Consider the following 17768-nt stretch of genomic DNA (forward strand, 5'->3'; position numbering starts at 1 on the left):
CTCACTCGGCGTGTGGCTGTAGAACTCCGGTTCCAGGCCATAGCCGACAGCAAGATCACGCAACTCGTCGGCGGTCATAGTCGAGGGCGGGTCGGTCACGCAGTGCGCGGCTGTCACCACCCAACCCCTGAAGATCAGCGTCGCTCCACACTGATACCCGAAATCGGTGCCGTCCGGCGTGGTGAAGGAGAGCGCCGCCATCCACGAGTACGGCTCGGACGCCGGACCCCCACCGATGATCTGCGGCTCGACGTCATCCGCCTGCGACATCCCGATACCCAGCACCCCAGCTCCCGCGACCGCGAGGATCGTGGAGGCCGGAATGAGTTTTCTGAAACGCACGTTCAACTTCTCCGTTCATTCAATTAGCGATTTGAATTTGCCGTCCATGCGCCATTTAGCACGCGGACAGGGCCGGCGGGCACGAGGGTCGGGAAAGGGGATTACCTACCTCGTGCCCACCGGGGCTCATGCGTAGCCGCAGGCCAGGTTTGATCGCCGCGCTAGTTCAATTACCTGGGAAAATCAGTTTCGCGCGCCGGTCACGGAGTCGATGCACCAGCTCCGCAGTGTCGATCTTGCACACCATGGCCAGCGACTCCAGCGCCGTACGGCCGAGGCATACAAACGGGGAGTGACTCTCCGGCGACGTGCGCAGCCGGACCCTCGCCCAGGCACTGAGCGGCTTCAGTACCGTCACGGTGGTCCTCGCCGCCGCGCGTAGGTCAACGATGAGCGCAGATATCTTCCGCTCACCGATGCGCTGCATTACCCGGATTACCAGTTCGTCCATCGGTACCTGCAACGCCTCGGTCAACTCCCAGAGACGAACGACCGTGCATTGCCGGGTGCCCAGCTCGTAGGTTGCGAGAGTTTGGAGCGCAATGTCCAGCCCCGACCGGTTCAGCAGATCGCGGCGCGTCCACCCGTGTTCTTTCCGAAGTGAGAGCAGCTCGTCCCCGAGCACGCGCGAAACCTTCTCCGCTCGCTGCACGACGGCGCTCGTCATGACCATCGACTCCTAGTTTCCTGATCCCGGCCAACAAGCCAGAAGAGAATCCGCCGACCGGGCACGTGAATAATTTCCCGACCCTTACGGGGTAAGTCAGCCCAATCGCCACGGGTCCGGCTCGTCGCCTTTGAAGTACTCATGGGAATGTCCTCGACGTGTCTCTAGCACCTGTTCCCGCACGGTACCCTCTGTTCCGGGAACGTGGTTAGCGTTCCGAGACTCGGGATAGGACAAGGGGTTGGGATGTCAGAACGGAACCCTGAGGCGCGTGACCGATTCAGGGGGATGCGGCTGCGCGCGATACGTACTGAGCGTTGCGGCCTGAAGCTCCAGCAGGCAGCCCAGCTAGCGGGTTGGCATGGGTCGAAGCTAAGTCGCACCGAGCGGGGGCTACGGACAGTGACCATTCAGGACTTTGCCATGTTGCTCACGGCTTGGGAGCTAGACGCCGCTGAACGGGACCAGATCCTGGAGGAACTGGCCGAGGGCTCGTCGAGTGGCTGGTGGGATCGGCCGATCACGGGCGTGCCGCTAGACGTCGGGACGCTGGCGGCCTACGAAGCTGAGGCGAACGGGTTGGTCACCGTCGCCGTCGCTGCTGTACCTGGTTTGCTCCAAACTCGTGAAACTGCCGCTGCGATCATGGCCGCCGATGGCGTCCCATCCGAGGACATCGACAGGCGATGGATGGCACGTCTCCAGCGCCAGCAGATCATGACCAAGCTCGACTACATGATCTACATCACGGAGACGGCCCTGCGTACTCCGTGGGGAGGGACGGAGGTGTGGAAAGGCCAACTCGGCACCTTGCTGCGGAGCGAGCGCTTGGGCGTGGCTGCCGTGCGGGTCATCCCTGCCCAGCAGACCAGCGTCCTGCTGTTGAACACTTGGCACTGGATGCGGTTCCCGCACACCCCGCCCGTGGTGCACGTCGAACAGGGGTCCGGCGTGACCTACATCCACGAGGCTGACTGGCACACGGATCTCCTCGATCGGCTCGACCGGGTAGCTGTTCCGAGGGACGGAACCCGTAAGCTGATCAGGGAATTGATGGAGGGTTAATGATCACCTGGCGCAAGTCTTCGAGGTCAGAAACGGGTGGTCAGTGCGTAGAGGTACGCAGCGACCTGGCCGCCCTCCGCGACAGCAAGCAATCCACAGGTCCGGCCCTGGGCTTGGAAGTGAGTCGCCTGCTCCATGCGATCAAGGCCGGTCGGTTCGACCGCTGAACGAACCGACAGAGCCCCCGTCGCCACCAGCGCGGCGGGGGCTGTGTCGTGCCGGCAACCGCCATCAGACCGGCGGTAGGGTCCTCGTATCGCCGAGTGCTAAGGGAGCTTCCTGTGCCTGATTCGTTCGTCCACCTGCATGTACACACCGAGTACAGCATGTTGGACGGGGCGGCGAAGCTCGCGCCGCTGTTCGCCCGCGCGGAGGAGTTGGGGCAGCCCGCGGTGGCGATCACCGACCACGGGAACATGTTCGGCGCGTTCAGCTTCTACCAGGCGTCCCGCAAGACCGGGGTCAAGCCGATCATCGGCATCGAGGCCTACGTAGCGCCGGGTAGCCGGCACCACAAGAAGCCGATCTTCTGGGGCGAGGCGAAGCAACGCGGCACAGACGAGTCCGGTGAGGGCGGCGACGTGTCGGGCGGCGGCGCGTACACCCACCTGACGATGTTGGCCGCCAGCGCCGCTGGCCTGCGCAATCTGTTCAGGCTGTCATCGCTGGCCAGTATCGAGGGCTTCTACCGCAAGAACCGCATGGACCGGGACCTGATCTCCGAGCACGCGGAGGGGATCATCGCGACGACGGGCTGCCCGTCCGGCGAGGTGCAGACCAGGTTGCGGCTCGGGCATACCAAGGAGGCGTTCGAGGCCGCGGCCGCCTACCGGGACATCTTCGGTCAGGAGAACTTCTTCGTCGAGTTGATGGACCACGGCCTGCCGATCGAGCGCTCGGTTCGCCAGGGCCTGTTGGACATCGCGCGCCAGCTCGGTCTCCAGACCGTCGCCACGAACGACTCGCACTACGTCACGCCGGACCAGGCTGAGGCGCATGCCGCGTTGCTGTGTGTGCAGACCGGCAAGACGCTCACGGATCCGAACCGGTTCAAGTTCGACGGGGCCGGCTACTACCTGAAGTCGGCCGAGGAGATGCGCGAGTACTGGGACAAGGAGGTCCCCGGCGCGGCCGACGCCACCCTGTTGATCGCGGAGCGGATCGAGTCCTACGACGAGGTGTTCGCCCCGGTCGACCGGATGCCGAAGGTCCCCTTGCCGGCAGGCAAGACCGAGGCTGATCTGCTGCGTGACGAGGTCGAGCAGTACATCTCCACCCGGTTCAAGGACGGTCTGCCAGATGAGGAGTACCGGCGCCGGATCGACTACGAGTTGGAGATCATCTGTTCCAAGGGCTACGCCTCGTACTTCCTCGTGGTCGGCGACCTCGTGCGGTGGGCCAAGAACCAGGGGATTCGTGTCGGGCCGGGTCGAGGGTCGGCGACCGGGGCGCTGGTGTCCTACATCCTGCACATCATCAACCTGGACCCGATCGAGCACTCGTTGATCTTCGAGCGGTTCCTGAACCCAGAGCGTGACAGCCCGCCCGACATCGACCTCGACTTCGACGATCGCCGCCGGGACGAGGTGGCCGCCTACGTGCGCGACAAGTACGGCGCCGAGAACTTCGCCCAGGTCATCACCTTCGGCACGATCAAGACGAAGGCGGCGCTCAAGGACGCCGCCAGAGTGGTACACGGCCAGCCTGGTTTCGCCATCGCCGACCGGATCACCAAGGCGCTGCCCCCACCGGTCGCGGCCAAGGACATCCCGCTGTCCGGGATCGTGGACCCCGAGCACGAGCGGTACAACGAAGCCGCCGAAGTCCGTTCCCTGGTCGAGACGGACACCGAGGTCAAAACGATCTTCGAGACCGCGCGTGGCCTGGAGGGGCTGATCCGCAACGCGGGCGTGCACGCCTGTGCGCACATCCTCAGCTCCGAGCCGCTGCTCGACATCCTTCCGCTGTGGCGGCGTGACTCCGACGGGTCGATCATCACGGGCTGGGACTACGAGCCGTGCGAGTCGGTCGGTCTGCTGAAGATGGACCTGCTCGGGCTGTCCACGCTGACGATCATTGATGACGCGGTCCGCGCGGTCGAGGCCAATCATGGCGTGCCGATCGACCTCGACACCCTCAAACTGGACGACAAGGAGGCCTACGAACTGCTGGCGAGCGGGGAGACCCTCGGAGTCTTCCAGCTCGATGGTGGTGGCATGCGGACACTGCTCAAGGCGATGACGCCGACCCACTTCGGGGACGTGTCGGCCGCTATCGCGCTGTACCGACCGGGGCCGATGGCGGTCAACGCGCACATGGACTACGCGGCCCGCTCGAACGGTCGTGCACAGATCAAACCGATCCATCCAGAGTTGAAGGACGCGCTCGCACCCATCCTCGGCGAGACCTACCAACTGCTCGTGTATCAGGAGCAGGTCATGGCCATCGCCCAGCAACTCGGTGGCTACACGATGGGGCAAGCCGACCTGCTTCGTAAGGCGATGGGAAAGAAGAAGCCGGAGGTCATCGCCAAGGAGTCGGCGAAGTTCCTCGGCGGTATGCAGGCCAAGGGGTTCAGCGAGCAGGCCGCGAAGACTCTGTGGGAGGTCATGCTCCCGTTCGCTGGGTACGCGTTCAACAAGTCACACACCGCTGGGTACGCCCTCGTCTCGTACTGGACCGCGTATCTCAAGGCGCACTACCCGGCCGAGTTCATGGCCGCCCAGCTCACCAGCAACGGTGACAACAAGGACAAGTCCGCGATCTACCTCGCTGAATGCCGGCGGATGAAGATCAAGGTGCTACCGCCGGACGTGAACGAGTCCGCGGTGGCGTTCTCGGCGGTCGGCGGGAACATCCGGTTCGGGCTCGGCGCGGTCCGCAACGTCGGCGCGGGGGTCGCCGAGTCGATCATGCGTACCCGGCGGGAGAAGGGCGCGTACACCTCGTTCGCCGACTTCCTGACCAAAGTGGACGCCTCGGTGTGCTCCAAGCGTGTGATCGAGTCCCTGATCAAGGCCGGCGCGTTCGACTCGCTTGGCCACACCAGGCTCGCGTTGGTCCAGGTGCACGAGGAAGCCGTCGAAGCGATGGCCAGCCTGAAGAAGCAAGAAGCCCTCGGTCAGTTCGACCTGTTCGGCGCCGAGGCCGGTCAGCCCGTCGAGGAGAGCGCGTCGCCGCTGGCGCACCTGCGCTTCACCTCCGACGAGTGGCCTCGCAAACAACTCCTCGCCTCCGAGCGGGACATGCTCGGGCTCTACGTGTCCGCCCATCCGTTGGACGGCGCCGAGGGCCTCCTGCGCAAGCAAGCGCCGAAGCCGATCGCCATGGTGATCGGCGACGCGCCGAAGGAGGGCGAAGTGGTGGTCGCCGGGATCATCGCGTCGGTGGACCGGCGGGTGAACAAGAACGGCGAGCCGTGGGCCATCGTCACGATCGAGGATCTGGACGCGTCGATCGAGGTGCTGTTCTTCGCCAAGTCCTACTCGGTGATGCACGAGGAACTGGTGCCCGACAGCGCGGTCGCGGTCAAGGGCCGAGTGAACTGGCGCGACGATGCCATGAGCATCTTCGCTGGGGGCCTGATCCCCCTGGACATCAGCGACGCTGAGCACAACCCCGTTGCTGCCGAGGATGTGCCGTTCGTGCTCCGTGCTGACGCGGATCAACTGCACGAGGACAACCTGGCCGAGCTGCGGTCGGCGCTGGAGGCGCATCGCGGCGATACACCGGTCCAGATCGTGCTGCGCGGTGACCGTGAGATATGGATGGCGGTACCGAGCTTCCCGGTGAAGGTGTCCGGGGCACTGATCGGGGAGATCAAGAGCATTCGCGGGATCGCCGTGGAGTCGACCAACACCGTATGACCGGGCCCCAGATCGAGCTGCATCCGTCCCTGCCGTGCCAGGTCTGCGACAGCGACCTGGTGTTTGCAGTGAAGGTGCCAATGGAGATCGAGTGGGTCGGTGGGCAGAGCGTTACCGGACCTAGAACGGTGACGCTCTGCCCGCACTGTCATCGCAGTGACTCAGTCGCGCAGGGTGTGCTCGCATTCTTCGCCGTCCACGAACGCATCACTCACGAGACGGTGCACGAGGCCGGCGCCGTCATCCGTGAATGGATCGAGCGCGTCACGAAGAACCCGCCGACCTACACCGACGACGATCTGGACGAGGACATCCGCCGTTGGGAAGCCGGCGAAATGTGATCAGTGGTCGTGCCCAGGCCTGCACGGACTGCAGTTCGCGTAGTCGGCCTCCCACAGCGTCCAGTCCACCGCGAAACCGTTACCAGCGATGATCTTCGCCGTCTTCTCGACCGAGCCGTCCACCTTCCTGGCGATCTCCGGCATGTGCTCCAGGAACTTCCCGTGGTACTTCTGACAGAACTCCCTGTAGAACGGCGTGTCCAGGATCATCGTGTGCACGCCGATGTCCACCAGGTACCCGCAGCCAATCTCCAGGTTCTGCCCCCAGGTTTCCATCGCCGTAATCAGATAGGCGACGGCCTGGCCGAGCACCCGGTCAGCCATGACGGTGTCCCACGGGTAGTCCCGCACCATCAGGTCGACTAGCCGTTCCCACTGGTCCTCGGACATGAAGGTCTTCGGGTCGCGCGGTTCTTTCGCATCGCTTGGTACCGCACTGATAGCGGCGAGGTTCGCGGTCATGATCTGGCTCTCCCTTTCAGTCTCGGGCCGCAACATCGCGGGCCCTGCCATGACCGTGCCGGTAGTCGATTCACTCCAACAAGCCACCGCGAGTGTGAGGGAGCGTGATCAAGGAATCACGCGGAGTAGAGCCAGCGTACCTACGCCCAGGTACGAGGGTCTGTGAACTGCTCTTGATGTTCAACCGATCGGTGGTGTTAAATCGGGTGCTACGGTCACGAGATGGAGAGATGGGACATGGCGGCAGTATCTGATCTTGATGCGGACATCCGTGCGTACCTGAGACGGGCATCCGATGCGGTGGTTCGGTGCCGGTTGCTGGGACATGCGTGGGACCCGACGCATGATGGGTTCATTGTGGACGGTCAGGGTAAGGACCGGGTGTATACCCAGACGGTGCGGTGCATGCGGTGCGACAGTACCGGGGTTGATCGGTTCGACCCGATGACGCTGGAGCGGATCACTACGCGGTCGTATGGCTACGTGGATGGGTATCTGGCGCGGGATCGGCAGGGCGGGATCTCTCGGCGTGAGGTGCGGCAGTGGATCGCGGCGAAGGTCAAGGTCGCTGGTGGGCGTCGGCTGCGGAAAGCGAGCTGAAGGGGACTCATGCAGAAGGTTCAGTTGTTCGATGATCTGGAGAACGATCAGCCGGCCGAGGAGACGATGCGGTTCGCGTTTGATGGGGAGGCGTACGCCATCGATCTGAGCGCGGCGAACGCGGAGGCGTTCCGGAGTGCGGTCGCGCCGTATCGGGGGGCCGCTCGGCGTCTGGGCAAGCTCAAGGTGAGCGCGTCGGGGCCGTCCAGGTCGGCGCGGCCGGCTGCGGCGAAGACTAAGCCTCGCGAGGTGCCGGCCGAGTGGTACAAGGTCGCGTCGGGTGATTCGGCCGAGGTGAAGGTCAAGAAGCACGAGTACCGCCAGCGGGTGCGGGAGTGGGCGAACGAGCACGGACGGCTGCGGGGCAAGCGCGGCACGATCCCCCGCGATGTGTACGCAGCCTACGAGGTGTGGGCGGCCGAGAACGACATCGAGACCGGTCCGGTGAGCGTGGGACTGTGATGGCGATCCAGCAACCCGCAGCCTGACTCGGTACTTCCGACACAACGAGAGATGAAGCGTGGGTGGACCGATTCGGTCCACCCACGCTTGTATCAGGAGACTGACGTGGTTACGTTCAGTGACGATGGGATGGAAGGGCTGGGCCGTGTCGTCGTGTTAGGTTCCGCTCGACATGATGGGATCGCCCATCGTCAGGCGGTGACCAGCGGGAATCTAAGCTGCTCAAGAGCGAACTTGACGAAGGGCCCCTTCACTGCATGCGACGACGCACACTTTGTTGCAAGGGTCTGGCGATAACCAGTCCGGGGTAATTAGGGTGAGGGACGTGTCCGCCTCGATTGCCATGCACATGAGCGATGGGTTGATCAACGCTCCCGTTTCGGTGATTTTCGGCGGTGTGGCGGTGGTCGGGATGGCCGTCGCCATGATCGGCGCCCGCCGCGACCTGGACGACCGCACCGCGCCGATGGCGGGGCTGGTCGCGGCGTTCGTTTTCGCCACCCAGATGCTGAACTTCCCGATCCTGCCCGGCGTCAGCGGCCATCTGCTCGGCGGCGCGCTGGCCGCGATCCTGGTCGGCCCGTGGGTCGGCGCGCTGTGCGTCGGCATCGTGCTCGCCGTGCAGGCGCTGGTGTTCGCCGACGGCGGGCTGACCGCCCTCGGCGCGAACATCACCAACATGGCGCTGATCGGCGTCGCCGCCGGCTTCGCCACCGCGGTGCTGCTGCGCCCGCTGGCGACCAGAAGCCGCACCGGCCTGCTGGTGGTGTGCTTCGCCGCGGCCTTCGTCAACACGGTCGTCGCCTCCGGCGGCTTCATCCTGGAGTTCGCGCTCGGCGGGGACGCGGCGTTCTCCCTCGGCGCGGTCGCCGGCTCGGTGCTCGGCCTGCACTGCCTGATCGGCATCGGTGAGGGCATCATCACCGCGCTGACCGTCGGCGCGGTCGCCGCCGCCCGCCCCGACCTGGTCCACCTGCTGCGCGGCCAGGCGAAACCGCTGGAGTTGCGGGACTCGCCGGTCGCGACGCCGAAGGGGAGCACGGCATGACCGCCGAGACCGGCACCAAGCGGCGCTTCCTCGTCGGGTTCGCGATCGTCGCCCTGGTCATCGCGGGCGCGCTGTCCTACTTCGCCGACGCCAACCCCGACGGCCTGGACACCGCCACATTGGAAGGCTGCGAGGTGGTGGAGACCGACGCGGGCGAGGAGCTCGTCGGCGACTGCATCGCGCGCGGCGCCCAGGACCACGACCTCGCGGGCAGCCCGCTAGCCGACTACGCCGTCGACGGTGACGACCGGTTCACCGGCCTGGCCGGCGTGCTCGGTGTGCTGGTCACCCTGGTCATCGCCGGTGGCCTGTTCTGGTTGCTGCGCAAGCGGCCAGACACCGACCGTGAGTAGCGGACAGCACCTGCTCCACCGGCCGGGCGACTCGGTCGTGCACCGGCTGCCCGCCCAGGTGAAGATCGTCTGCGCGCTGCTCGCCGTGCTCTGTGTGGTGGCCACGCCGCGCACCGAGTTCTGGGCGTTCGGGCTGTACCTGGTGCTGCTGGGCTGGATCTGGTCGCGCGCGGCCGTGCCGATCGGACATATCGCCCGGCGGGCGGTGATCGAGGTGCCGTTCGTGGTGATCGCGCTGGTGATGCCCTTCCTCGGCGGCGGGGAGCGGATCGTGGTCCTCGGCCTGAGCCTGTCCGAGCAGGGCACGCTCGCCGGCTGGAACATCCTGGCCAAGGGCACGCTCGGCGTGCTGACCTCGCTGACCCTCGCGGCCACCACCACCCCCAGGGAGCTGATCGTCGGCCTGCAGCGGCTGCACGCGCCGCCGGCGATCACCACGATCGCCACGCTGATGCTGCGCTACCTCGAGGTGATCGTGGCCGAGGCCAGGCGGATGCGCACCGCGCGGATCTCCCGCGGCCACAACCCCCGGTTCCTGTGGCAGGTCGGCGCGACCGCACGCGGGATCGGCGCGTTGTTCGTGCGCAGCTACGAGCGCGGCGAGCGGGTGCACCTGGCGATGGTCTCCCGCGGCTGGTCTGGCCGGATGCCCGACCACGGCGCGGCGGCCGCGCCCGGCACCTGGCTGATCGGCCTCACCCCGGTCCTCGCGGCGGGCGCGGTGCTGGTGGCGGCAGTATGGCGGCTGTGACGAGTGAGCCGGATCCCGCCGCGCTGAGCACCCCCCTGCCCCAGCCGGCGCTGCTGGTGGAGCGGCTGGCCTACGCCTACCCGGACGGCCACCAGGCGTTGTACGGGGTGAACCTGCGGGTGGCGCCGGGGGAGCGGGTGGCCGTGCTCGGTCCCAACGGCGCCGGCAAGACGACCCTGGTACTGCACCTCAACGGTGTGCTCACCGGCGGCGCCGGCCGGATCGAGGTCGCCGGCCTGCCGGTGGCGAAGGCGAACCTGCGGGAGATCCGCCGCCGGGTCGGCATCGTCTTCCAGGACCCGGACGACCAGCTGTTCATGCCGACCGTCGGCGAGGACGTGGCGTTCGGCCCGGCGAACTTCGGCCTCACCGGGGAGGCGCTGGCCGAGCGGGTGCGCGCGGCGCTGGCGGCCGTCGGCATGAGCGCCCACCACGACCGCTCGCCGCTGCACCTGTCCGGCGGCCAGCGCAGGCGGGTCGCGCTGGCCACCGTGCTGGCCTGTGACCCGGAGATCCTGGTGCTCGACGAGCCGTCGTCGAACCTGGAGCCGGTGGCCCGCCGGGAGCTGGCCGAGGTGCTGCTCGCGCTCGGCCGCACGACGTTGATGGTCACCCACGACCTGCCCTACGCGCTGCAGCTGTGCCCGCGCAGCGTGCTGATCGACGAGGGCGTGGTGGTCGCCGACGGGCCGACCCGCGACCTGCTCGCCGACACCGACCTGCTGGCCGCCCACCGCCTGGAACTTCCCTACGGTTTCCGCCTGGACTGAGCAACCCCGGCCGGCGTCCGCTCCGTTGACCGGGTTGTGGAGGCACACACAGGGGAGACCGGGTGAAACGGGCGGACGAGGCGGCCTACCGGGACTACGTGACCGCGCGCCTGGACTCGCTGCGCCGGATCGCGTACCTGCTCTGCCATGACTGGCACACCGCCGACGACCTCGTCTCGATCACGATCACCAAGCTCTACCGGCATTTCGCGCGGGTCAAGGACGACGAGCGGCTCGATGGCTACGTGCGGCGGATCATGCTGCACGCCTGGCTGGACGAGCGCCGCCGGCCGTGGCGGCGTGAGCAGCCGACCGCCGAGCTGCCCGACGTCGGCTCGCTGACCGAGCACGAGGTGCTCGACCGGTCCCAGCTGCTCGATCTGCTCGACGGCATGCCGCCCCGACAGCGGGCGGCGGTCGTGCTGCGCCGCTACTGCGATCTCTCGGTGGCCGAGACCGCCGAGATCCTCGGGTGCACCACCGGAACCGTGAAGAGCCAGACCGCGCGGGGGCTCGAGCTGTTGCGGGCACGGGCACTCGAGACAACCGACGAAGTCAACGGAGTGACGTGATGGACAAGAAGCAGTTCGACGACGCGATCGGGGACCTCCCGCCGTCCACGGTGAAACTGGACGAGGCGATAGCCAACGGACGCCGCGCGGCGCGGTTCAGGAAGCTCGCCACACCGACTGCCGGGGTCGCGGCCACCGTCCTGCTGGCGGTGGGCGCGGTGGCGTTCGTGGTGATGCCCGATTCGGGAGCGCTCCCGGCGGCGGCCACGGCGAATCCCGTGTCGCCGCCGGATGGTGCGAGAATGTGCGGGCGGATAGCCATCGTGCCCAAGACCGACGAGCCGGCCGACGCGGCGAAGGAGCGGCTTACCAGCCTGGCACGCGGGTTGGTGGAAGACCGGCTGCCCCCCGGCGCGGTGCTCACCGGCGACGAACCTGCCGCCAAGTACGGCCCGCTGGTGTTCAACCAGGACTGGCTCGACCTGTCGGAGGAGCAGCTCATCGAGCACGGCTGCGACGCCGACAGATACTTCGCCTTCAACGGACTCGCCGAGATCGAGGGGGACGGCCGGAGAAGCCTGCTGCACATGAACATCTCGACGGTCGATCTGCCGGTCGAGCGGTGTGTACGCCACGAGAAGGTGACCGATCAACCGGTCTGCGAGCTGACCACCGGCACCGGTGGCGAGAAGATTCAGGCCCGCACCGACGTTCTTGGCAGTACCTGGCTGGAGAACGTCGTGTTGGTCCACAAGCCAGACGGCACGTCCATCACGATCACGTCCGCCAAATCGAGCCTGGGTGGTGGGCCGGACTGGCCGCAACCGCCGCTCAACCTCGACCAACTCGTCGAGATCGCGCTCGACCCGGGGATGACCCTGTTCCCGTAGCCCCCTCAGCGGGCCAGGAAGTGCCAGCCCACCCACACCCAGAGGGCGACCATGACGAACCGTCCGGTCCTGGTGGCGACGATGATCCCCACCAGCTCGCCGAGGGTGGGCCGGGCTGGCACGGCCCGCCGGGCGGTCAGCTCGACCAGCAGCCCGGCCATCGCCAACACCACGAAGCCGATGCCGAGGATCCAGGACGTCATCGGCGGACCAACAGCCACAGCGAGGACAGCCACAGCACCCAGCCGGCGACCCGCAGCGGGTAGAACGCCAGCACCGGGTCGAGCAACAGGCTGAACGACAGCTCGCCGAGCACCAGCGACGTGACCTCCCACGCGGTGAACACCAGTGCCAGCACCAGCCACGCCAGGTGCCGCCTGCCGAACCGCCCGCCGGGCAGCCGGGGCCGGCGGGCCAGCGCGACCGCCGTGAGCGCGGCCACCCCCGGGATCAGCACCGCGACCAGCGCCGGGACGCTGTGGCTGGGGAAGGTCGCGCCGAGCGCGGCGTAGCCGAGGCCGGCGACCAACGCCCAGCCGGGCGGCGCGAGCCGGTCCGTACCCCCATTGTTCCGGGCAGGCGCGGGGCCAGGCAGGATCGAGGCCATGAGTACACCTTCCCCTCTGCACGACGTGCACTCCGCACTCGGGGCGTCGTTCACCGACTTCGCCGGGTGGTCGATGCCGCTGCGCTACGGCAGTGAGCTCGCCGAGCACCGGGCGGTGCGCGCGGCCGCCGGGCTGTTCGACCTGTCCCACATGGGTGAGATCGAGCTGACCGGTCCCGAGGCTGGCCGGGCGCTGGACTACGCGCTGGTGGGGAACCTGTCCGGGCTGAAGCTCGGGCGTGCCAGGTACACCATGATCTGCGACGGTGCCGGGGGAGTGCTCGACGACCTGGTGGTGTACCGGATCGGCGAGGACCACTTCATGGTGGTGGCCAACGCGTCCAACTCCGACCTGGTGGCCGGGGAGCTGCTCGGTCGGGCCGAGGGCTTCACCGTCGAGGTGGTCGACCGGTCCCGGGACTGCGCGCTGGTCGCGTGCCAGGGCCCGAGTTCGGCGGCGATCATCGGCCGGGTGTGTACCGCCGACCTGGACACGCTGTCCTACTACGGCAGCGTGCCGACCAGGATCGGTGAGCACGACGTACTGCTGGCCAGGACCGGGTACACCGGCGAGGACGGCTTCGAGGTGTTCGCCCAGGCCGAGCACGCGGTGGACGTCTGGCAGACGCTGACCGAGGCTGGCGAGTCCGACGGCCTGCTGCCCGCGGGCCTCGCCGCCCGCGACACGCTGCGGCTCGAGGCCGGGATGCCGCTGTACGGCAACGAGCTGTCGGCGGAGATGAGCCCGTTCGACGCCGGGCTCGGACGGGTGGTCAAGTTCGACAAGACGGCCGACTTCGTTGGTCGGGCCGCGCTGGAGGAGCGCGCCAAGAGCCCGGCCGCGCACGTGCGCGTCGGCCTGCGCGGCGACGGCCGCCGCGCGCCGAGGCACGGCTACCCGGTGCTGGAGGGGGACACCCCGGTGGGCACGGTCACCAGCGGCGCGCTCTCGCCGACCCTCGGCCACCCGATCGCGATGGCCTACGTCCCGCCGACCCTCACCGACCCCGGCACCAAGCTCTCGGTCGACGTCCGCGGCAAGCCCTACCCGGTAGAGGTGGTCAAACTCCCGTTCTACAAGCGCTGACCTCGCGGCGCCCGACCCGGCGGCGCCTGAACCGCGGCGAAGGGACCCTTCGCCGCGTTCAGGAGTCCCGGCCGGCGGTCACCGGCACCGGGAGCGTGACCTGCTTGGCCGGCTCCTGGTCGGGCACCGGCTGGGCGTGTTCGCAGATTCGGCGCCAGCACTGGATCAGCTGGACGTTGGCGTTGGCGTTGATCGCGGTCACCAGTGCGGGCACCGTGCGCTGGTCGCGTTCGTCGTCGAACAGGGTCGCCTGTTCGTCGGCCGCCACCAACAGGAACGTGGTCGCGTTGCGGATCCCCCTGGCGTGCAGTTGCGCGCGCCGCTCGCCGCCGTCCTGGCCGAGTTGGGTGTCGAGGATCGCCTGGTCGGTCCAGTCGATGATCCGGTTCGGCGCGAGCCGGGTGTTCAGGAACAGGTCGACCAGGTCGGCGGTGGCCAGGTTCGGGATGTTCTCGATGTCCTCCTCCTCCAACCGCGCCTGGTGCCACACCGTCAGCCCGTCGAGGCGGTCGAGCGGCAACGCCGACCGCATGCTCGGCACGGTGAGGAACGGCAGCTTCTTCAGGTGGTGGGCGACGATCTGCCAGATCACCAACGGGAACACGCCGATCGCGAACGACACCGTCTGCAGCATGCCCTCGTCGAACAGGTTCAACTGTCCATTCACGACAGTCAGCACCCAGACCCCGATGATCGCCAGGATGATCCGCATCGACACCGAGATGTACGCGCTGCCGCGCAGATCCTTGAGCGCGTAGCGGCGGAACAACATCTGGATGGAGAAGAAGTACGCGCCGATGAACGCCAGCGTGATCGGCCGCAGCGTCGGGGTCAGCGCGTCGATCCACTGCACCACCTCCGCCGCCTGCTCGCCGGCGGCCCCGCTGGTGGTGATCACGTCCACCGGCGGCAGGGTCAGCAGCCAGCCGATGGAGATCAGCGCGGTCGCGGTCAGCACCGGCACCGCGGCGGTGGTCACGCCGGTCGCCTGGCTGAAGTCGTTCCGCGTATAGCGCTCGAACTTGTTGTCCTGCACGGTTTTGTGCACGACCTCCGGCAGATCGCCATACACCGCGCCGAACCGCTGCAGGTAACCGGAGATCCGCCGTTTGCGCGGCACGTCCCGCTCGCCCGGCTGGTCGTGCATCAGCCCGAGCCGGTCGATGTTGGCCAGGAACTCGTTGAGCAGGCTCACCCGGCGCGCGGTGATGAACAGGTACCACAGGATCGCCGGCAGCAGGCACACCACGAGCAACAGCGCGGCCCGCAACGCCACCAGGTGCCACCGCTCGGGCAGCACAGCGACCCCGCCCAACAGGAAGATCAGCGCGGGCGCGGCGACGAACATCACCAACGCGGCCCGCCGCTGCGACCAGATCTTTCGCTTCTCGATCAGCAACTCTGCCCGCTCTTTCGGCGACAACCTCGGCTCTCGGCGCGACACTAGCGCGCGCACGTGTCGACCGACCAACAGCACCAACGCCAGGCCGAGCACGGCCAGCACCCACCACGCGTCGGCCAGCAGTTGGCGGGTGGCGTCGACGGACAACAGAATGCCGACGCCGAGCACGGTTGCCGTGCCGACGGCCACCGCCGGCAATATCCTTCGGTTGACCACCGGGACATATTTGGTCATCGTCGCCTCCCCAAAGACGCTATGCCAAATTCGTCCTCAGGCTACCGATTGTTAGGGCGCGACAACCAATCATTTGACCAGTTCGGCTCAGGCGGCGCCGGCCTTTCGGCGGGCGTCGGCGACCGCCCTGGTCAGCTCGTCGCGGCTCATCTTGGAGCGTCCCTTGACATCCAGGTCGCGAGCGAGCTTGTCCAGGTCGGCCTTGCTGAGGTCGGCCAACTCCTCCTCGGTGTCGCCCGACCGGTCCGGCTCCTCGCCGTCGCGGCGCTGCTTGCGGCCCTGGACGCTGCGCGACAACGCCTCGAACAGGTCGACGACCTTCGTCGGCTCCGCCGGCTCGGTCTCCGCGACGATCTCGCGGCCATCGCGCTTGTCCTCGATGAGCTTCTCGACCTGTTCGGTGTAGGTGTCGTGGTATTCCTCCGGCCGCCACTCGTCGGTCATCGACTCGATCAGGCTGATCGCCATGTCGATCTCCTTGCCGCGCGCGGTGGTGATCTCCGGCAGCGACTTGAGCTCCTTGGCCGGGTCGCGGATGTCCTCGGGGAACAGCAACGTGTTCAGCACCAGCATGCCGTCGCCTGCGCGCACCGCGGTCAGATATTCCTTGCCGCGCATGACAAACGACGCGACCCCGGCCCGGTTGGTCTTCTCCATCGCCTGCAGCAGCAGCGAGTACGACTTGCCGTACTCCTCCTTGGCCGGCGCCAACCAGTAGGTGCGCTGGAAGTAGACCGGGTCGATCTCGTCGAGCTCGACGAAGGAGTTGATGTCGATCGTGCGGGACCGGCCGGGGGCGATCGCGTCCAGCTCGTCCGGCTCGATGATCACGTACTCCCCGCCGCCGAGGTCGGCGCCCTTGACGATGTCGGAGAACGCCACCTCCTTGCCGGTCCGCTCGTTGATCCGCTTGTACCGGATCCGGTCCGAGGTGCCCCGCTCGAACTGCCGGAAGCTGATGGTGTGGTCCTCGGTCGCGCTGTAGAGCTCAACCGGGATCGTCACCAGACCGAAGTTGATCGCTCCGCTCCAGATCGGTCGTGCCACTGCTACCGCCTCCCCACCCGTTTCCCGTACCCGATCATCATGACCTGTTCGGCAACCGGCGCACCAGTCGTGTTTGCGCCCAGTTCTCGTGGGTACCACCAGTTACGTAAGGCGAAGCGCGAGTAACTGGAGGAGCAGAGCCATGGTCGACGTGTCGAGGCTGCCGGGACCCGTGTCAGAGACGTGGGACTGGCAGCGGCTGGGCGCCTGCCGAGGCCGCAACAGCGATATGTTCTTCCATCCGCGCGCCGAACGGGGTCAGGCGCGGGAGGTACGCATCGAGAAGGCCAAGGAGATCTGCCGTGGCTGCCCGGTGATCGTGGAGTGTCGCCACCACGCGCTCACCGTCTACGAGCCCTACGGCATCTGGGGCGGGTTGGACGAGACCGAACGCAAGACCGCCTACCAACACCGTAAGCAGCGGGTCAGCACGTAGCGTGACCGGTGTTCGATCCGCTGTTCCCGGCCGCGAGCCGGACCGTGGCGTCGACCAGTCGGGGGCCGTCGAGCAACACCGCGTCGTTGTGACCGGCGCCGGGTTCCTCGACGGTGGTGACCGGCCCAGCCGCCGCCTCCGCCACGGTCCGGCTCTGCACCGCCGGGACCACCTCGTCGGCTGACCCGTACACCACCGTGGTCGGCGTGCGCGCCGCCCGGACGTGCTCGACCACCCGGAACCGGTCCTTGAGCAGCAGCCGTACCGGTAGGAACGGGTAGTGCTCGGCGGCCACGTCGGCCAGCTCGGTGAACGGCGAGCGCAGCAGCAGCCCGCACGGTGGGTGCTCGGTGGCGAGCTCGGCCACCACCGCCGCGCCGAGGCTCTCGCCGAAGTAGACGATCCGCTCGGCACCCCGCTCGACCAGGTGCTCCCTGGCCGCGCGCACGTCCAGCGCCAGGCCGTCCTCGGTGGGGTCGCCCGGGTTGCCGCCATACCCTCGGTAGTCGAGCAGCAACACGGCCAGGCCACGGGCGCGCAGCGCGGCCGCGAGCGGCGCCCGGTGGGCCCGGTTCCCGGCGTTGCCCGGGGCGAACAGCACGGTGACCCCGGCGGCCGGCGCACCTGCCGGGACGTACCAGGCACGCAGCGTCAGCCCGTCCTCGGTGCGCAGCTCGACGTCGGTGGCGCCGGACAGCACCGTGCCGGCGGCGGGCACCGGCCCGCTGGAGGACAGGTAGATGAGGCGCCGTTGGAACAGGTAGGCCAGCGCGACCACCACCACGGCCAGCACGAGGACACCGGCGAGCAGCTGGATCAGCACCCG

At 67.6% G+C, this 17768-nt stretch carries 21 protein-coding genes; 13 read left to right on the forward strand and 8 right to left on the reverse strand.

Annotated elements, in window-relative coordinates:
- Both ACYVIP_RS24485 and ACYVIP_RS24490 read right to left on the reverse strand, forming a co-directional pair.
- A partial coding sequence (locus ACYVIP_RS24485; RefSeq protein WP_460400502.1) for a trypsin-like serine protease occupies positions 1-342 on the reverse strand: 342 nt, incomplete at its 3' end.
- A 166-nt stretch (positions 343-508) separates the two neighbouring features.
- Entirely contained in the window at positions 509-1009 is a 501-nt protein-coding gene (locus tag ACYVIP_RS24490) for a helix-turn-helix domain-containing protein (RefSeq protein WP_460400236.1), read from the reverse strand.
- Positions 1010-1297: 288 nt separating this feature from the next.
- On the opposite strand from ACYVIP_RS24490, the gene ACYVIP_RS24495 reads away from it, so the two are divergent.
- The 4 genes from ACYVIP_RS24495 (at position 1298) to ACYVIP_RS24510 (ending at position 6281) form a co-directional block, all read left to right on the forward strand.
- Complete coding sequence (locus tag ACYVIP_RS24495; RefSeq protein WP_460400238.1) at positions 1298-2074, forward strand: helix-turn-helix domain-containing protein; 777 nt, start codon at positions 1298-1300, stop codon at positions 2072-2074.
- Positions 2074-2241, forward strand: coding sequence for a DUF397 domain-containing protein (locus ACYVIP_RS24500; protein WP_460400240.1), 168 nt, complete (start codon positions 2074-2076; stop codon positions 2239-2241). Before ACYVIP_RS24495 ends, ACYVIP_RS24500 begins: the two co-directional genes overlap by 1 nt.
- A gap of 114 nt (positions 2242-2355) precedes the next feature.
- Entirely contained in the window at positions 2356-5940 is a 3585-nt protein-coding gene (gene dnaE, locus ACYVIP_RS24505) for a DNA polymerase III subunit alpha (protein ID WP_460400242.1), read from the forward strand.
- The gene (locus ACYVIP_RS24510) at positions 5937-6281 is read left to right on the forward strand and encodes a DUF6300 family protein (protein ID WP_460400244.1); all 345 of its coding nucleotides are present in this window, start codon (positions 5937-5939) and stop codon (positions 6279-6281) included. The genes dnaE and ACYVIP_RS24510 overlap by 4 nt, the downstream gene beginning before the upstream one ends.
- On the opposite strand, the gene ACYVIP_RS24515 is transcribed toward ACYVIP_RS24510, so the two are convergent.
- On the reverse strand, positions 6282-6794 hold the full coding sequence (locus tag ACYVIP_RS24515) for a glycine-rich domain-containing protein (protein ID WP_460400246.1): 513 nt from the start codon (positions 6792-6794) through the stop codon (positions 6282-6284).
- Between the two features lie 558 nt (positions 6795-7352).
- Here ACYVIP_RS24515 and ACYVIP_RS24520 point away from each other — a divergent pair.
- The 7 genes from ACYVIP_RS24520 (at position 7353) to ACYVIP_RS24550 (ending at position 12129) form a co-directional block, all read left to right on the forward strand.
- A complete protein-coding gene (locus ACYVIP_RS24520) occupies positions 7353-7805 on the forward strand; it encodes a histone-like nucleoid-structuring protein Lsr2 (protein WP_460400248.1) in 453 nt (150 codons plus the stop codon).
- 343 nt (positions 7806-8148) lie between these two features.
- Positions 8149-8853 (forward strand): energy-coupling factor ABC transporter permease, encoded by a 705-nt coding sequence (locus ACYVIP_RS24525; RefSeq protein ID WP_460400504.1) that lies wholly within the window; start codon positions 8149-8151, stop codon positions 8851-8853.
- Positions 8850-9206 carry a PDGLE domain-containing protein gene (locus ACYVIP_RS24530; RefSeq protein WP_460400250.1) on the forward strand — a complete coding sequence of 119 codons (357 nt, stop codon included), beginning with the start codon at positions 8850-8852 and terminating at the stop codon, positions 9204-9206. The genes ACYVIP_RS24525 and ACYVIP_RS24530 overlap by 4 nt, the downstream gene beginning before the upstream one ends.
- Positions 9199-9957 carry a cobalt ECF transporter T component CbiQ gene (cbiQ, locus tag ACYVIP_RS24535; protein ID WP_460400252.1) on the forward strand — a complete coding sequence of 253 codons (759 nt, stop codon included), beginning with the start codon at positions 9199-9201 and terminating at the stop codon, positions 9955-9957. The genes ACYVIP_RS24530 and cbiQ overlap by 8 nt, the downstream gene beginning before the upstream one ends.
- A 23-nt stretch (positions 9958-9980) precedes the next feature.
- Positions 9981-10727, forward strand: coding sequence for an energy-coupling factor ABC transporter ATP-binding protein (locus ACYVIP_RS24540; protein ID WP_460400506.1), 747 nt, complete (start codon positions 9981-9983; stop codon positions 10725-10727).
- Between the two features lie 62 nt (positions 10728-10789).
- A complete protein-coding gene (locus ACYVIP_RS24545) occupies positions 10790-11299 on the forward strand; it encodes a SigE family RNA polymerase sigma factor (protein ID WP_460400254.1) in 510 nt (169 codons plus the stop codon).
- The gene (locus ACYVIP_RS24550) at positions 11299-12129 is read left to right on the forward strand and encodes a hypothetical protein (protein ID WP_460400256.1); all 831 of its coding nucleotides are present in this window, start codon (positions 11299-11301) and stop codon (positions 12127-12129) included. Before ACYVIP_RS24545 ends, ACYVIP_RS24550 begins: the two co-directional genes overlap by 1 nt.
- 5 nt (positions 12130-12134) lie before the next feature.
- Here the strand turns inward: ACYVIP_RS24550 and ACYVIP_RS24555 are convergent, their stop codons facing one another.
- Positions 12135-12332, reverse strand: coding sequence for a DUF6186 family protein (locus ACYVIP_RS24555; RefSeq protein WP_460400258.1), 198 nt, complete (start codon positions 12330-12332; stop codon positions 12135-12137).
- Positions 12329-12736: a hypothetical protein gene (locus ACYVIP_RS24560; RefSeq protein WP_460400260.1), complete on the reverse strand. Its 408-nt coding sequence runs from the start codon at positions 12734-12736 to the stop codon at positions 12329-12331. The genes ACYVIP_RS24555 and ACYVIP_RS24560 overlap by 4 nt, the downstream gene beginning before the upstream one ends.
- Between ACYVIP_RS24560 and gcvT the strand changes: the two genes are divergently transcribed.
- Positions 12735-13823 carry a glycine cleavage system aminomethyltransferase GcvT gene (gene gcvT, locus ACYVIP_RS24565; protein ID WP_460400262.1) on the forward strand — a complete coding sequence of 363 codons (1089 nt, stop codon included), beginning with the start codon at positions 12735-12737 and terminating at the stop codon, positions 13821-13823. The genes ACYVIP_RS24560 and gcvT overlap by 2 nt on opposite strands.
- A gap of 58 nt (positions 13824-13881) precedes the next feature.
- On the opposite strand, the gene ACYVIP_RS24570 is transcribed toward gcvT, so the two are convergent.
- Positions 13882-15459: a hypothetical protein gene (locus ACYVIP_RS24570; protein WP_460400264.1), complete on the reverse strand. Its 1578-nt coding sequence runs from the start codon at positions 15457-15459 to the stop codon at positions 13882-13884.
- 87 nt (positions 15460-15546) lie between these two features.
- Positions 15547-16506 (reverse strand): non-homologous end joining protein Ku, encoded by a 960-nt coding sequence (gene ku, locus ACYVIP_RS24575; protein ID WP_460400266.1) that lies wholly within the window; start codon positions 16504-16506, stop codon positions 15547-15549.
- Between the two features lie 142 nt (positions 16507-16648).
- On the opposite strand from ku, the gene ACYVIP_RS24580 reads away from it, so the two are divergent.
- Positions 16649-16942 carry a WhiB family transcriptional regulator gene (locus ACYVIP_RS24580; RefSeq protein ID WP_460400268.1) on the forward strand — a complete coding sequence of 98 codons (294 nt, stop codon included), beginning with the start codon at positions 16649-16651 and terminating at the stop codon, positions 16940-16942.
- Here ACYVIP_RS24580 and ACYVIP_RS24585 read toward each other — a convergent pair.
- On the reverse strand, positions 16932-17765 hold the full coding sequence (locus tag ACYVIP_RS24585; RefSeq protein ID WP_460400270.1) for an alpha/beta hydrolase: 834 nt from the start codon (positions 17763-17765) through the stop codon (positions 16932-16934). The two genes, ACYVIP_RS24580 and ACYVIP_RS24585, sit on opposite strands and share 11 nt — an antisense overlap.
- Between the last annotated feature and the right edge of the window lie 3 nt (positions 17766-17768).

This window comes from Actinophytocola sediminis, from assembly GCF_054779715.1.